The organism is Microlunatus kandeliicorticis, from assembly GCF_014137855.1.
In the GTDB taxonomy this organism is placed as follows: domain Bacteria; phylum Actinomycetota; class Actinomycetes; order Propionibacteriales; family Propionibacteriaceae; genus Microlunatus; species Microlunatus kandeliicorticis.
Map to the genome: position 1 here is coordinate 1 of NZ_JACGWT010000004.1, position 13,971 is coordinate 13,971.

General features: G+C 72.1%; 13 protein-coding genes. 7 read left to right on the forward strand and 6 right to left on the reverse strand.

Features of this window, described 5'->3' with window-relative positions:
- Window positions 1-186: NAD-binding protein (locus FHX74_RS12300; RefSeq protein ID WP_182560896.1), on the reverse strand; the 186-nt coding region annotated here is incomplete at its 3' end.
- A 162-nt stretch (window positions 187-348) separates the two neighbouring features.
- On the opposite strand from FHX74_RS12300, the gene FHX74_RS12305 reads away from it, so the two are divergent.
- From FHX74_RS12305 to FHX74_RS12325, 5 genes are all read left to right on the forward strand, one after another.
- Window positions 349-2,358: an APC family permease gene (locus FHX74_RS12305; protein ID WP_182560503.1), complete on the forward strand. Its 2,010-nt coding sequence runs from the start codon at window positions 349-351 to the stop codon at window positions 2,356-2,358.
- Window positions 2,355-3,581 (forward strand): class I SAM-dependent RNA methyltransferase, encoded by a 1,227-nt coding sequence (locus FHX74_RS12310; RefSeq protein WP_182560504.1) that lies wholly within the window; start codon window positions 2,355-2,357, stop codon window positions 3,579-3,581. The genes FHX74_RS12305 and FHX74_RS12310 overlap by 4 nt, the downstream gene beginning before the upstream one ends.
- 234 nt (window positions 3,582-3,815) lie before the next feature.
- A complete protein-coding gene (locus tag FHX74_RS12315; RefSeq protein ID WP_182560505.1) occupies window positions 3,816-4,109 on the forward strand; it encodes a hypothetical protein in 294 nt (97 codons plus the stop codon).
- A gap of 10 nt (window positions 4,110-4,119) precedes the next feature.
- On the forward strand, window positions 4,120-4,830 hold the full coding sequence (locus FHX74_RS12320; protein ID WP_182560506.1) for a Pr6Pr family membrane protein: 711 nt from the start codon (window positions 4,120-4,122) through the stop codon (window positions 4,828-4,830).
- Window positions 4,802-6,277, forward strand: a complete 1,476-nt coding sequence (locus FHX74_RS12325) for a threonine/serine exporter family protein (RefSeq protein WP_182560507.1) — start codon at window positions 4,802-4,804, stop codon at window positions 6,275-6,277. Before FHX74_RS12320 ends, FHX74_RS12325 begins: the two co-directional genes overlap by 29 nt.
- Window positions 6,278-6,301: 24 nt before the next feature.
- Here FHX74_RS12325 and FHX74_RS12330 read toward each other — a convergent pair whose 3' ends face one another.
- A complete protein-coding gene (locus tag FHX74_RS12330) occupies window positions 6,302-7,276 on the reverse strand; it encodes a formylglycine-generating enzyme family protein (RefSeq protein ID WP_182560508.1) in 975 nt (324 codons plus the stop codon).
- A 150-nt stretch (window positions 7,277-7,426) separates the two neighbouring features.
- On the opposite strand from FHX74_RS12330, the gene acnA reads away from it, so the two are divergent.
- On the forward strand, window positions 7,427-10,216 hold the full coding sequence (acnA, locus tag FHX74_RS12335) for an aconitate hydratase AcnA (protein ID WP_182560509.1): 2,790 nt from the start codon (window positions 7,427-7,429) through the stop codon (window positions 10,214-10,216).
- A 122-nt stretch (window positions 10,217-10,338) separates the two neighbouring features.
- Here the strand turns inward: acnA and FHX74_RS12340 are convergent, their stop codons facing one another.
- Entirely contained in the window at window positions 10,339-10,563 is a 225-nt protein-coding gene (locus tag FHX74_RS12340) for a hypothetical protein (protein ID WP_182560510.1), read from the reverse strand.
- A 101-nt stretch (window positions 10,564-10,664) separates the two neighbouring features.
- On the opposite strand from FHX74_RS12340, the gene FHX74_RS12345 reads away from it, so the two are divergent.
- Window positions 10,665-11,180 (forward strand): AAA family ATPase, encoded by a 516-nt coding sequence (locus FHX74_RS12345; RefSeq protein WP_220483901.1) that lies wholly within the window; start codon window positions 10,665-10,667, stop codon window positions 11,178-11,180.
- Here the strand turns inward: FHX74_RS12345 and FHX74_RS12350 are convergent.
- The 3 genes from FHX74_RS12350 to FHX74_RS12360 all read right to left on the reverse strand — a co-directional run bounded on the left by FHX74_RS12350 (window position 11,152) and on the right by FHX74_RS12360 (window position 13,767).
- On the reverse strand, window positions 11,152-11,451 hold the full coding sequence (locus tag FHX74_RS12350) for a hypothetical protein (RefSeq protein WP_182560511.1): 300 nt from the start codon (window positions 11,449-11,451) through the stop codon (window positions 11,152-11,154). The genes FHX74_RS12345 and FHX74_RS12350 overlap by 29 nt on opposite strands.
- Window positions 11,452-11,477: 26 nt before the next feature.
- Window positions 11,478-13,148 carry a sodium:solute symporter family protein gene (locus FHX74_RS12355; protein ID WP_182560512.1) on the reverse strand — a complete coding sequence of 557 codons (1,671 nt, stop codon included), beginning with the start codon at window positions 13,146-13,148 and terminating at the stop codon, window positions 11,478-11,480.
- Between the two features lie 148 nt (window positions 13,149-13,296).
- Window positions 13,297-13,767: an HIT family protein gene (locus FHX74_RS12360; RefSeq protein ID WP_328823797.1), complete on the reverse strand. Its 471-nt coding sequence runs from the start codon at window positions 13,765-13,767 to the stop codon at window positions 13,297-13,299.
- Window positions 13,768-13,971 lie beyond the last annotated feature (204 nt).

Below are 13,971 nucleotides of genomic sequence, written 5' to 3' on the forward strand. Positions count from 1 at the left end.
CGTCGCCTTGTCGATCCCGGCCTCCACCAGCACCTCGCGGTCGAACCCGACGCCCTTGACCGTCTGCCCGTCGAAGTCCGGCCCGAGCCGGCGGAACGCCTCGACGTTGACGTCGATCACCGCGACCGTGTGGCCGCGCTTCTCGAGGCCGCGGGCCAGGGTCGAGCCGACCCGGCCGCAGCCCATGATCACGATGTGCACTCGGGCCCTCCTGGGGCGGTCGGCGGGCGGTCCTCGGGCGGTTCCCACATCACGGCTCCCGGCCGCGGGCGGCCGGTGGGGCGACGCTACTACGGGGCGACGGCCGTTGTCCTTCGCGCGTCCTCGCGCGGGCTAGAGTTTCGGCTCGTGAGCCTGTCCGACGCGGCGAAGCGACTGCTGATCGGTCGCAAGCTGCGGAGCGCCCAGCTGGGCGAGACGCTGCTGCCCAAGCGGATCGCCCTCCCGGTCTTCGCCTCGGACGCGCTCAGCTCGGTGGCCTACGCCCCCGACGAGATCCTGCTGACCCTGTCGCTGGCCGGCGCAGCCGGGTTCGCCTTCAGCTGGAAGATCGCCATCGCCGTCGCGGTGGTGATGCTGGTGGTCGTCGCCTCCTACCGGCAGAACGTCCACGCCTACCCCTCCGGCGGCGGGGACTACGAGGTGGCCACGGTCAACCTCGGGCCGAACGCCGGGCTGACCGTGGCCAGCGCGCTGCTGGTCGACTACGTGCTCACGGTGGCCGTCTCGATCAGCTCGGGGGTGCAGAACGCCAAGGCGGTGCTGCCGTTCATCGACGGCCACGAGGCGCTGATCGCCTCGGTCGCGGTGCTGATCTTGATGGCGCTCAACCTCCGCGGCGTCCGCGAGTCGGGCACGCTGTTCGCCATCCCGACCTACTGCTTCATGGCCGGCGTGCTGCTGATGACCGGCTGGGGGCTGTTCCGGATCTTCGTGCTCGGCGACCAGGTGACCGCCGACAGCGCCAAGTACGGGGTGCAGGGCGACCCGCGCTACACCGCGATGACCGGCTTCTTCATGGTCGCGCTGCTGGCGCGGACGTTCTCGTCGGGCTGTGCGGCCCTGACCGGGGTCGAGGCCATCTCCAACGGCGTCCCGGCCTTCAAGAAGCCGAAGAGCAAGAACGCCGCCACCACCCTGCTGCTGCTCGGCGTGGTGGCCATCACCATGCTGCTCGGCGTCATCACCCTGGCCAACCTGACCGGGCTCAAGCTGGTCGACGCGCCCTACTCGCACTACACGCTCGACGGCCGCCGGGTCGACGTGGTCGAGCAGACCGCGATCGGCCAGCTCGCGCACGCGGTGTTCTCCGGCTTCACCCCGGGCGTGATCTTCGTGGTCGCCGCCACCGCGGTGATCCTGTTCCTGGCCGCCAATACCGCCTTCAACGGCTTCCCGGTGCTCGGCTCGATCCTGGCCCGGGACGGCTACCTGCCGCGCCAGCTGCACACCCGCGGCGACCGGCTGGCCTACAGCAACGGCATCGTGCTGCTGGCCTTCTTCGCCATCGTGTTGATCGTCAGCTTCGACGCCCAGGTGACCGCGCTCATCCAGCTCTACGTGGTCGGGGTGTTCGTCTCCTTCACCACCAGCCAGACCGGCATGCTGCGACACTGGACCCGGCTGCTCAAGACCGAGCAGGACCCGCTGGTCCGCCGCCGGATGCTCCGCTCCCGGGTGATCAACGGGATCGGCCTGACCATGACCGGCACCGTGCTGATCATCGTGCTGCTGAGCAAGTTCCTCCAGGGCGCCTACATCGCGATCATCGCCATGGTGGTGATCTTCGTGCTGATGAAGCTGATCCGGCGCCACTACGACAACGTGGCCAAGGAGACGGCCTGGGAGCCCACGGCCGACAAGATGCTGCCCAGCCGGGTGCACGCGGTGGTGCTGGTCAGCAAGCTGCACAAGCCGACGCTGCGCGCGCTGGCCTTCGCCAAGGCCTCCCGGCCGAGCACCCTCGAGGCGATCACCGTCGACGTGGACACCGAGGAGACCGAGAAGCTGACCAAGGTCTGGGAGGAAGCGGGGCTGTCCATTCCGCTCAAGGTCGTCGCCTCGCCGTACCGGGAGGTGACCAACCCGGTGCTCGACTACGTCAAGAGCCTGCGCAGCGAGAACCCGCGCGACGTGGTCACCGTCTACATCCCCGAGTACGTGGTCGGGCACTGGTGGGAGCAGATCCTGCACAACCAGAGCGCGCTGCGGCTCAAGGGCCGGCTGCTGTTCACCCCGGGGGTGATGGTCACCTCGGTGCCCTTCCTGCTGGCCTCCTCGGGCAAGGCGGAGCAGCGCTTCGAGCGCTCCGACCTGAGCGACCAGGTGCGGCGCAGCAACTTCACCACCCGCACGTGACCGCGGCACCCGGCGAGGGCGTCGGGGCGACCTTCGAGGTCGAGGTCGGCCCGGTCGCCCACGGCGGCCACTGCGTGGCCCGGCACCAGGGCCGGGTGGTCTTCGTCCGGCACGCGCTGCCCGGCGAGCGGGTCCGGGTGCAAATCACCGACACCGGCCACGACCGGTTCTGGCGCGGCGACGCGGTCGAGGTGCTCGACCCCGACCCGGACCGGGTCACCCCGCCGTGCCCGGTGGCCGGGCCCGGCGGCTGCGGCGGCTGCGACCTCCAGCATGCGGCCCCGGCGGCCCAGCGACGCCTCAAGGCGGCCGTGCTCGCCGAGCAGCTGACCCGGCTCGGCGGTCTCGACGTCGACCGGCTGGTCGAGGCCGCGGTCTGGTCGGGGACCGTCGACGCGCTGCCCGACCCGCCGGGCGCGCCCGGGGAGGGCCTCGGCTGGCGCACCCGGGTGCACTACCGCGCCGACGCCGAGGGCCGTCCGGCGATGCTCGCGCACCGCAGTCACGAGCTGGTGCCGTTGCCCGCCGAGGGCTGCCGGATCGCGGTGCCCGAGCTGGCCCGTCCTCCGCACGCGCCCGCCGAGGGGGTCCGGCCGAGCACCGGTCCGGCGGTCTGGGGCGTCGGCGCGCCCGACGGCCGGATCGTCGAGGAGGTCGGCGGAGGGCGGTTCGGGTTGGCCGCGGCGGGCTTCTGGCAGGTGCACCCGGCCGCGGCGGCGCTGTTGCAGCGGACCGTGGTCACGGCGCTCGACCCGCAACCGGGGGAGAGCGCCCTCGATCTCTACTGCGGCGTCGGGTTGTTCGCCGCCGGGCTGCTGGCCGCCGGGTGCGACCCGGTGGCCGGCGTGGAGGCCTCCCGGGCGGCGGTCGACGACGCGCGCGCCAACCTGGCCGCGGCCGCCGGCGCCGACCAGGCGCCGGCGGTCCGCCTGGTGGCCGGTCGGGTCGACCGGGCGCTCGGACGTCGGGGCGGCCCGCTCGACCGGCGCTGGGACCTGGTCGTGCTCGACCCGCCGCGTTCCGGCGCGGGCCGTGCGGTGGTCGAGCAGGTGGTCGCCCGGCGGCCGCGGGCGGTCGGCTACGTCGCCTGCGACCCGGCCGCACTGGGCCGCGACCTGGCCACCTTCGCCCGGCTCGGTTACCGGCTCGCCGGGCTGCGGGCGTTCGACCTGTTCCCGATGACCCAGCACCTCGAGGCGGTCGCCACGCTGGTCCGCGACTGAGCACCCGGCGTGCGCGACCCGTTCTCGCGGGCGCCCCTCGATCCCTCGTGCAGCGATCCCTCGTGCAGCGATCCCTCGTGCAGCGATCCCTCGTGCAGCGATCTCTCGTGCAGCGATCTCTCGTGACCCAATCGTTGTGCCGGTACCCCGGAGGCGCGCCGATCCGGTGTTACGGTCGTGGCGCGTGTGACCGGACGCATCCGGGCCGGCCGGCCCGCGAGAAGGAGACGCACCGTGGGACCGCTGCGCGAGACCGACCAGACCTCCTGGTGGACGACACCGTCGGGGGCTCCGGCGACCGACGGGATCCCGGCCCCGGCCGTCGGTCCGGTGACCGGTCCGCTGATCGGTCCTGTGGTCGATCCGGCGCCCGGGACGCGCGCGCCGCAGCCGAGCGCCGCCGAGCTGGCCGCGCTGGTCCGTGGACCGGTCGCGCGGACCGAGATCGACCCGGGCTCGTGGGGTCTGCTGCTGGTTCCGGTCATCGTCTCGGTCGCGCTGGTCGTGGCCGTCTGGCTGGCGTTCTGAGGGCGGGCCGGTGCGCGCCGCACGGATCTTCCACACGCTGACCGCCGCGGTCGGCCTCCTCGCCATCGTCGTCCAGCTGGTGCTGGTCTTCGTCGGCTCGAAGGTGCTGATCAGCGAGCCGCTGGGCCTGGGGCCGCGGCTCGGGCAGTTCTTCGGCTACTTCACCATCCAGTCCAACCTGCTGGCCGCGTTCACCGCGCTGAGCCTGGCCCTGCGCCCGGACCGGGACGGTCCGGTCTGGCGGGTGGTGCGGATCGACGCGGTGCTCGGGATGACCGTGACCGGCCTGGTGCACTGGTTCCTGCTCCGCCCGCTGCTGCACCTCGAGGGGCTGGCCTGGGCCACCGACAAGCTGCTGCACGTGGTCGCGCCGCTGCTGATCGTCGTCGGCTGGCTGGTCTTCGGGCCGCGACCGCGGCTGACCCTCCGGGTGCTCGGGCTGGCGCTGATCTGGCCGATCCTCTGGCTGGTGGTGATCCTGCTGCAGGCCCAGGCCACCGGCTGGTACCCCTACCCGTTCCTCAACCTGGGCGTCCGCGGTGGCGCCGCGGTGGCCGCCACCTGTCTCGGGGTCACGGTGTTGTTCCTCGTGCTCGAGGCGCTGGCCCTGCTCGGCGACCGACGGCTGCCCCGCCCGCCCGGGGCGAGACCGTCGGCCCCGGCGGCCGATCCGGCTGGCAGCATGTCCGGGCGTGAGCAGGGGGTCGGACGCGCCGGGTGACCCGCCCGGCCCGGAGCGGGTCGGCGACCCCGTCCCGCCCGACGCCGGGGAGACCGACCCCCGGGAAGCGGCGCTGGCCGAGCGCCGGATCACCGAGGTGCTCGACCTCTGCCTGCGGACCGGCGAGCTGCTGCTCTCCAACGGCGCCGGCGCCGCGGACGTCGCGGTCACCATGGACTCGCTGGCCCGGCACTTCGGCCTCCGCAACGCCGAGATCGACGTCACCTTCATCAGCCTGTCGATGGGCTACGCCGCGCCCGACGGCCCGTCCGCCTCGCTGATCCGGCAGGTCAAGCGCCGCACCGTCGACTTCGACGAGCTGACCAGCACCGACCACCTGGTCGCCGACATCCTCACCGACGACCTCGACCTGGCCGAGGCCCGCCGCCGGGTCACCCGGATCGGCAGCACCGGGCGCCGCCGGTCCCGCTGGGCGGTCAACGCCGGGTGGGCCGCGATGTGCGCCGGGGTGGCGCTGGTGCTCGGCGGGAACCTGGTCGTGGTGCTGACCGCGCTGCTTGCGGGGGCGGTGATCGAGCAGGGCCAGCAGCTGCTCGACCGGCGCCGGCTGCCGACCTTCTACCAGCAGGTGCTCGGCGGGTTCGTGGCCATGGTCTTCGCGGTCGCGGTGTCCTATCTCGGGCTCGGCGCCGACCCCACGCTGGTGGTCAGCGCCAACATCGTGATGCTGCTCTCCGGCGTCGGGTTCATGGGCGCGCTCCAGGACGCGCTGACCGGCTACTACCTGACCAGCACCGCCCGGCTGCTCGAGGTGATCCTGTCCACCGCCGGGATCATCGCCGGGGTCGCGGCCGGGCTGGCGCTGGCCCGGCTGATCGGCGCCCCGGTCGAGCAGCTCAGCCCGACCCTGGACACCCCGCTCTCGGTGGTCGCGCTGGTGGTCGGCGCGGCGCTCGCCGCCGTCGGGTTCGGCTACGCCTCCCGGGCCCGGAAGGGGGTGCTGGCTCCGATCGGGGCGCTCGGCGCCGGGGCGGTGCTGCTGGCGAGGCTGCTCGACGAGGTCGGGGTCGGCCGGGTGTTCGGGGTCGCCGCGGCGGCCTTCCTGGTCGGGCTGGTCGCCTATCCGGTGGCGCGCCGGTTCCGGGTTCCACCGCTGGTCGTCGTGATCTCCTCGGTGGTGGCCCTGCTGCCCGGCCTGACCATCTACCGCGGGCTCACCCTGGTCGGCACCGGCCGGACCAGCGCCGCCACCGGGGGCATCGGGCCCGCGCAGGACGTCGCCACCGGGATCCTCAACATGGTGCTGGCCGGCTCGATCGCGCTCGCCCTGGCCGCCGGGGTGATCCTCGGTGAGTACGTCGCCCAGCCGCTGACCACCGAGGTGCGCCGGCTGGAGCGCCGGTTCAGCGGACCGCGGCTGGTCGGGCCGATCCGCTGGCAGGCCGTCCGGCGGCCCCGGCGCGGCGGCTCGTCCCCGCGACCCTGACCCTGCCCCACGCCACCCCGCGGGTCACCGGGCGACGGTGCGGAAGCCGGCGTTGCCCATCGACGAGTCCGGGGTGTTCTGCGACCGGGCGGCGTTGCGGTAGCGGTTGCAGTAGGAGTCGTGGCACAGGTAGGAGCCGCCGCGGAGCACCCGGCGGTCGCCGTTGCGCGGGCCGGTCGGGTTCCGTCGCGGTGAGGCGGCGTAGTAGCGCGGGCCGTACCAGTCCGCGCACCACTCCCAGACGTTGCCGACGGTCTGCCACAGGCCGTACCCGTTCGGGGCGTAGCTGCGCACCGGCGCGGTGGTCAGCCAGCCGTCGGCGCGGCTGTTGGTGGCCGGGAACCGGCCCTGCCAGATGTTGCACCGCCAGGCCGGCCGCTCGCCGTCGTGGTCGAGCAGCTCGTCACCCCACGGGTAGCGGGCGCCCTCCAGCCCACCGCGCGAGGCCCGCTCCCACTCCGCCTCGGTGGGCAGCCGCCGCCCGGCCCAGTCGGCGTAGGCGACCGCGTCGTTCCAGCTGACGTGGGTGACCGGGTGGTCGCCGATCCCCTCCAGCGACGAGCGCGGACCGGCCGGGTGCGCCCAGTCGGCGCCGCGGACGCCGTACCACCACGGCGTCCCCGTGGCCGGGCCCATCACGTCGGCCCGGTCGGCCGCGACCACGAGGTGGAAGACCGCCGAGTAGCCGAAGCGCTCGGCCTCGGTCCGGTAGCCGGTGGCGGCGACGAAGGCCGCGAAGGCGTCGTTGGTCACGCTGGAGGCGTCGATCGTGAAGCGGTCGAGCTCGACCGGGTGCACCGGTCCCTCCCCGTCGTCGGGACGGCCGTCGCCGTGCGCGTCGCCCATGGCGAACGTCCCGGGGGGCACCGTCACCTGCTCGATCGGGTGCGCCGGCGTCCCGGCCACGGACGCTGCGGACGTCGGCTCGGCGCCGTCCGGGACCGGCGCGCGCGGGTCGCGGCCGGGGGAGCAGCAGGCGGGTGCGGGGTCGGACGGCACGGCCCCAACCTAGGACGCGTCCGTCGCCGCCGCCGTCGGGGTTAGGTCAGCCTCACCGGTGGTCCGGGGTCCGCGCGTGACAGGCTCGACGGCGACGACAGGCGTGATATCTTGACGTCAAGATACTTTGGCGAACAGTGCGGAGGGCGGATGAGCGAGAACAGCTTCGGGGCGAAGGCCACACTCCAGGTCGGGGACGAGTCGTACGAGATCTTCCGGCTCGACGCGGTCGAGGGCGCCGACCGGCTGCCCTACAGCCTCAAGGTGCTGCTGGAGAACCTGCTGCGGACCGAGGACGGCGCGAACATCACCGCCGACGACATCCGCGCCCTGGCCGACTGGGACCCGGAAGCCGAACCCAGCAAGGAGATCCAGTTCACCCCGGCCCGGGTGATCATGCAGGACTTCACCGGGGTGCCGGCGATCGTCGACCTGGCCACGATGCGCGAGGCGATGGCCGAGCTGGGCGGCGACGCGAGCCGGATCAACCCGCTGGCCCCGGCCGAGCTGGTGATCGACCACTCGGTGATCGCCGACGTCTTCGGCACCGCCGACGCGTTCACCCGCAACGTCGAGATCGAGTACGGCCGCAACAAGGAGCGCTACCAGTTCCTGCGCTGGGGCCAGGGCGCGTTCGACGACTTCAAGGTCGTCCCGCCCGGCACCGGCATCGTCCACCAGGTCAACATCGAGCACCTGGCCCGGGTCGTCTTCCCGCGCGAGGTCGGCGGCGTGACCCAGGCCTACCCCGACACCTGCGTCGGCACCGACAGCCACACCACCATGGTCAACGGCCTGGGCGTGGTCGGCTGGGGCGTCGGCGGCATCGAGGCCGAGGCCGCGATGCTCGGCCAGCCGGTCTCGATGCTGATCCCGCGGGTGGTCGGCTTCAAGCTGTCGGGCTCGCTGCCCGAGGGCGCCACCGCCACCGACCTGGTGCTGACCATCACCGAGATGCTCCGCCAGCACGGCGTGGTCGGGAAGTTCGTCGAGTTCTACGGGCCCGGCGTCTCGCAGGTGCCGCTGGCCAACCGCGCCACCATCGGCAACATGAGCCCCGAGTACGGCTCGACCATCGCGGTCTTCCCGATCGACAGCCACACCACCGACTACCTCAAGCTCACCGGGCGCAGCGAGCAGCAGATCGCGCTGGTCGAGGCCTACGCCAAGGAGCAGGGCCTCTGGCACGACGACGACCGCGAGCCCGCCTACTCCGAGTACCTCGAGCTCGACCTCGGCACCGTGGTGCCGAGCATCGCCGGCCCGAAGCGGCCGCAGGACCGGGTCGCGCTGAGCGAGGCCCAGGCCGGGTTCCGCGAGGCGCTCAAGGCCTACGTCGACGACGCGGAGCAGGGCGTCAACGGCTACGACGAGGCGGTCGCCGAGACCTTCCCGGCCTCGGACGCCCCGTCGCACGACGGGAACGGCGAGGACGCGCCGGCCGGGCACGAGCACGCCCCGACCCTGATCGGGCGGCCGTCGAAGAAGACCCCGGTCACTCTCGAGGACGGCACCCGGTTCGAGATCGACCACGGGGCGGTCACCATCGCCGCGATCACCTCGTGCACCAACACCTCCAACCCGAGCGTGATGATCGGCGCCGCGCTGGTGGCCAAGAAGGCGGTCGAGAAGGGCCTGAACCGCAAGCCGTGGGTCAAGACCACGCTGGCCCCGGGCTCCAAGGTGGTCATGGACTACTACGACCGCGCCGGGCTGACGCCGTACCTGGAGAAGATCGGCTTCAACCTGGTCGGCTACGGCTGCACCACCTGCATCGGCAACTCCGGTCCGCTGATCCCCGAGGTCAGCGAGGCGGTCAACGCCGCCGACCTGGCCGTGGTCTCGGTGCTCTCGGGCAACCGGAACTTCGAGGGCCGGATCAACCCGGACGTCAAGATGAACTACCTGGCCAGCCCGCCGCTGGTGGTGGCCTACGCGCTGGCCGGGACGATGGACATCGACCTGCTCCACGACCCGCTGGGCACCGACGAGCAGGGCGAGCCGGTCTTCCTCAAGGACGTCTGGCCGACCGAGGCGGAGATCGACGAGCTCGTCGCCAGCTCGATCGGCTCGGAGATGTTCGCCGAGGACTACGCCGACGTCTTCGCCGGCGACCAGCAGTGGCAGTCGCTGCCCACGCCGGAAGGCGAGACCTTCGCCTGGGACGAGCAGTCGACCTACGTCCGCAAGCCGCCGTACTTCGACGACATGCCCGCCGAGCCGGAGCCGGTCACCGACATCGCCGGGGCCCGGGTGCTGCTCAAGCTGGGTGACTCGGTGACCACCGACCACATCAGCCCCGCCGGGTCGATCAAGGCCGACGGGCCGGCCGGGGCCTACCTGGCCGAGCACGGCGTCGAGCGGCGCGACTTCAACTCCTACGGGTCGCGGCGCGGCAACCACGAGGTGATGATCCGCGGCACCTTCGCCAACATCCGGCTCCGCAACCAGCTGGCCCCGGGCACCGAGGGCGGCGTCACCCGCGACTTCACCCGCGACGGGGAGCAGACCAGCGTCTACGAGGCGTCGGTCAACTACCTGGCCGCGGGCACCCCGCTGGTGGTGCTGGCCGGCAAGGAGTACGGCTCGGGCAGCTCGCGCGACTGGGCGGCCAAGGGCACCGCGCTGCTCGGCGTCAAGGCGGTCATCGCGCAGTCCTACGAGCGGATCCACCGGTCCAACCTGATCGGCATGGGCGTGCTGCCGCTGCAGTTCCCGGAGGGGGAGAGCGCCGACAGCCTCGGGCTGACCGGCGAGGAGACCTTCGAGATCACCGGCGTGACCGCGCTCAACGAGGGCCGCACCCCGAAGACCGTCACCGTCCAGGCCGGCGACGTGACCTTCGAGGCGGTCGTCCGGATCGACACCCCGGGCGAGGCCGACTACTACCGCAACGGCGGGATCATGCAGTACGTGCTCCGCTCGCTGCTGCGCCGCTGACACAGGCCGCCCGAGAACAGCGATGCCCCGGGGACCGAACGGTCCCCGGGGCATCGTCGCGTCGGCCCCCACGGTGCCTGAGCCCGTCGGCCCCACCGCGCCCTGAGCCTGTCGAAGGGCGGTCAGGCCGGGTCCTCCTCGGCGGCCGCCTGCTCGCCGGCGGTGAGCCGCTCGTCCTCCTGCGAGACGCCCTCGAGCGGGTCCGAGGGCAGCGCGTCCGGCACCGCCGACCGCGCGTCGTCGATTGCCTCCTGCGCCCGGTCCAGAGCGCCGCCGTCCGTCGTCTCCGGTCGGTCGCCCGTGGTCTGCTCGTCGCCCTCGGTGGGCTGGTCCTGGTCGTCGGCCACCGCCGCCTCCTCGTCTCGTTCCGCCGGCTCTCGTCCCGCTGCCGAGCCGTCATCGTCGCACTGCATCATGATCACCAGCGGACGGGGAGGGGAGCGGAGCGGTGCTGATCGTGATGGCGGGCCTGCCGGGGGCCGGGAAGAGCCGGCTGGCCGACGACCTCGGGGCGGCGCTGGGCTGGCCGGTGCTCAGCGTCGACCCGGTCGAGTCGGCGATGTGGGCGGTCGGGATCGACCGCGACCAGCCGACCGGGATCGCGGCCTACGTGGTGGTCGAGGTGCTGGCCGAGCACCAGCTGCGCCTGGGGTCGGGAGTGGTCGTCGACGCCGTCAACGACGTCCCCGAGGCCCGGGCCCAGTGGACCGGACTGGCCGACCGGACCGGTGCCGCGCTGGCCTGGGTCGAGGTCTTCTGCAGCGACGCGGACGTCCACCGGCAGCGGCTGGAGAGCCGGCGCCGCGACCTGCCGGTCGCGATGGAACCGAGCTGGGACAGCCTGCCCGCACGGGCCGAACGGCTGGCCGCCTGGACCGCGCCGCGGATCCGGGTCGACTCGCTCGACGACCCGGCCGCCAACCTGGCCGGAGTGCTCAGTGCCCTCGGCCGGACGGCCGGCTGACGTCGTCGGTCGGGTTGGCCTCGGCGTGGCTCGCGTCCGGGTTCAACCGGCGCCAGAGCAGGAACAGCAGTCCCAGCACCAGCATCCCGATGCCCAGCCAGAGGTTGATGTTGATCCCGGCGGCCTTGGCGATCTCGGCCGGGGTGGTGACGAACCCGTAGATGATCAGGACCACCCCGTAGAAGGTGAACAGCCCCCCGATCAGCAGGCGGATGTCGAACAGCTTCGAGGCCGCCGACTTCACGCCTTCGGACGTCTCCTGGTCGCTCATGGTGCTTCTCCTCTCGGCGGTCGGGCTCAGACGAAGATGATCGACAGGACGACGACGAGACCGAGGGCGGTGAAGCCGAGCAGCTTCGGCGACTCCCACCAGCGCCGGACGTGGCCCTCGTGCGGGTCCCCGGCGTCGGGGTCGGGCACGCCCCAGATCAGGCCCTTGAGCTCGCTCAGCGGCTTCGGCGGGGTCACCAGCGTGACCAGCACCGTGACCACGGCGTCGACCACGAACGCGGTGATCGCGCCGTAGAAGTTGAGCATCTGGGCGTTGATGTCCTTGCTGGTGTCGCCGCCCGGGTAGAAGTAGGCGATGTTCGGACCGATCAGGTACTGGAAGGCCAGCGCGGCGAAGAAGCCGGTCACCAGACCGAAGAAGCCGCCCCACGGGCTGGTGCGTTTCCAGAACAGCGCGATCAGGAAGGTGGCGAACACCGGCGCGTTGAAGAAGCTGAACAGCGTCTGGATGTAGTTCATGATGTTGCTGAACTGCGACGCGATGAACGCCGTCCCGATGCCGATCACGATGCCGACGACCGTGACGATCCGGCCCACGTTGAGGTAGTACCCGTCCGGCATGTGCTTGCGGATGTAGGTCTGCCAGATGTCGTAGGTGAAGACGGTGTTGAACGAGCTGACGTTGGCCGCCATGCCGGCCATGAACGCGGCCAGCAGACCGGCCAGGGCGATGCCCAGGGTGCCGTTCGGCAGGTACTTGTTCATCAGCAGCGGGATGGCGTCGTTGTAGGTGGTGTTGCCCTCGCCGAACTTCGGGATCACCGCCACCGCGATCAGGCCCGGGATGATGGTCAGCGCCGGGATGAAGATCTTCGGGAAGGCGCCGATCAGCGGCGTCCGCTCGGCCGCCGACAGGTTCTTGGCCGACAGCGCCCGCTGCACCTCGGTGAAGTTCGTCGTCCAGTAACCGAAGGACAGCACGAAGCCCAGACCCATCACGATGCCGATCCAGTCACCGAGCGGGTTGGTCCAGCTGCCGACCGCGGTGCCGCCCCACGACGACAGCCCGGGCTCGCCGAGACGGCTCGCGCGGATCTTGCTCTCCAACCCGGACCAGCCGCCGACGTCGGTCAGGCCGATGATCACCACCGGGATCAGCCCGGCGATGATCACGAAGAACTGCAGCACCTCGTTGTAGATCGCCCCCGACAGACCGCCCAGGGTGATGTAGGCGAGCACGAAGCCGGCCGAGACGACGATCGAGACCCACTGCGGCCAGCCGAGCAGCGCCTGGATGATCAGCGACAGCGCGTAGAGGTTGACGCCGGCGGTGAGCACCGAAGCGGCGGCGAAGGTCAACGCGTTCCAGAGGTGGGTCGGCCGGTTGAACCGCCGTCGCAGCCACTCGGGCACACTGCGGACCTTCGACCCGTAGTAGAACGGCATCATCACGAGGCCGAGGAAGACCATCGCGGGTACGGCGCCGATCCAGTAGAAGTGCACGGTCGAGATGCCGTACTGGGCACCGTTGGCGGCCATGCCGAGGATCTCGATCGCGCCGAGGTTGGCCGAGATGAACGCCAGCCCGGTGACCCAGGCAGGCAGTGACCGCCCGGAGAGCAGGAAGTCCTCGCTGGTGGCCACCGCCCGGCGGGCCAGGATGCCGATCGCGACGACCAGCGCGAAGTAGACGAGCAGAATGCCGTAGTCGACGAAGTTAACGTCGAGACGGGTCATGAGGACCTCCTTGCCCCAGCCTGAGAGCGGCCGAACAGCCTGACCCTAGGGCAAGATCATCCGCGCGAACAGGGCACCCCGTGATCGCCGTCGTGCGTGTCGCCGGGCGGTCGGTGGGTCCGCCCGTCGCGAGGGTGCGGCTCGCGGCTCAGGCCGACAGGTCGAGCGCCTCGCGCAGCCGGCGGGCGTAGTCGGCGGCCTCGCCCTCGGCGTAGCGGGTTCGGGGCCAGAAGAAACCCCGCAGCCCGTCCTTGCGGACCCGCGGCACCACGTGCAGGTGCAGGTGCGGCACCGACTGGCTGACCACGGTGTTGATCGCCGAGAAGCTGCCCTCGGCGCCGAGCGCGCGCTGCTGCGCCCGGGTCACCGCGCGGGCTGCCGCGAGCAACGGACCGGTCAGGGTGTCCGGGCAGTCGAGCAGGTCGTCGACGTGGACGACCGGGCAGACCAGCACGTGGCCCTTGAAGACCGGGTGGTGGTCGAGGAAGCCGATCAGCGCGTCGGTGCGGAACACCACCGCGGCCTCGAGCTCGCTGCGGACGATCCGGCAGACGACGTCCTGGTGGAGCTCGGCTGCCTGCTCGCCTGCCTGTGCGCGTGTCAGGTCGGGACCGGTCACCCGGCCACGCTCTCACGCCGACCCCTGTGCCAGCCGGTTAGGCTGGCGACACGGAGAGGGGACCGCCGGCGCGACGCCGAGGCGGCGCGAGGAAGGACCACCGAGATCGGCCCAGAGCAGACGTCGGCGTGCGCCGGTGCCCGCACCCGCCCGCAGCGTCGCCGTCCGAGGGGTCGACACCGCCCGTGACCCACCCGATCCGCA

Coding starts and splice junctions, on each gene's coding strand:
- acnA (WP_182560509.1), top strand. CDS start 7,427: ATGAGCGAGAACAGCTTCGGGGCGAAGGCCACACTCCAGGTCGGGGAC.
- FHX74_RS12350 (WP_182560511.1), bottom strand. CDS start 11,451: ATGAGCGACCAGGAGACGTCCGAAGGCGTGAAGTCGGCGGCCTCGAAG.
- FHX74_RS12355 (WP_182560512.1), bottom strand. CDS start 13,148: ATGACCCGTCTCGACGTTAACTTCGTCGACTACGGCATTCTGCTCGTC.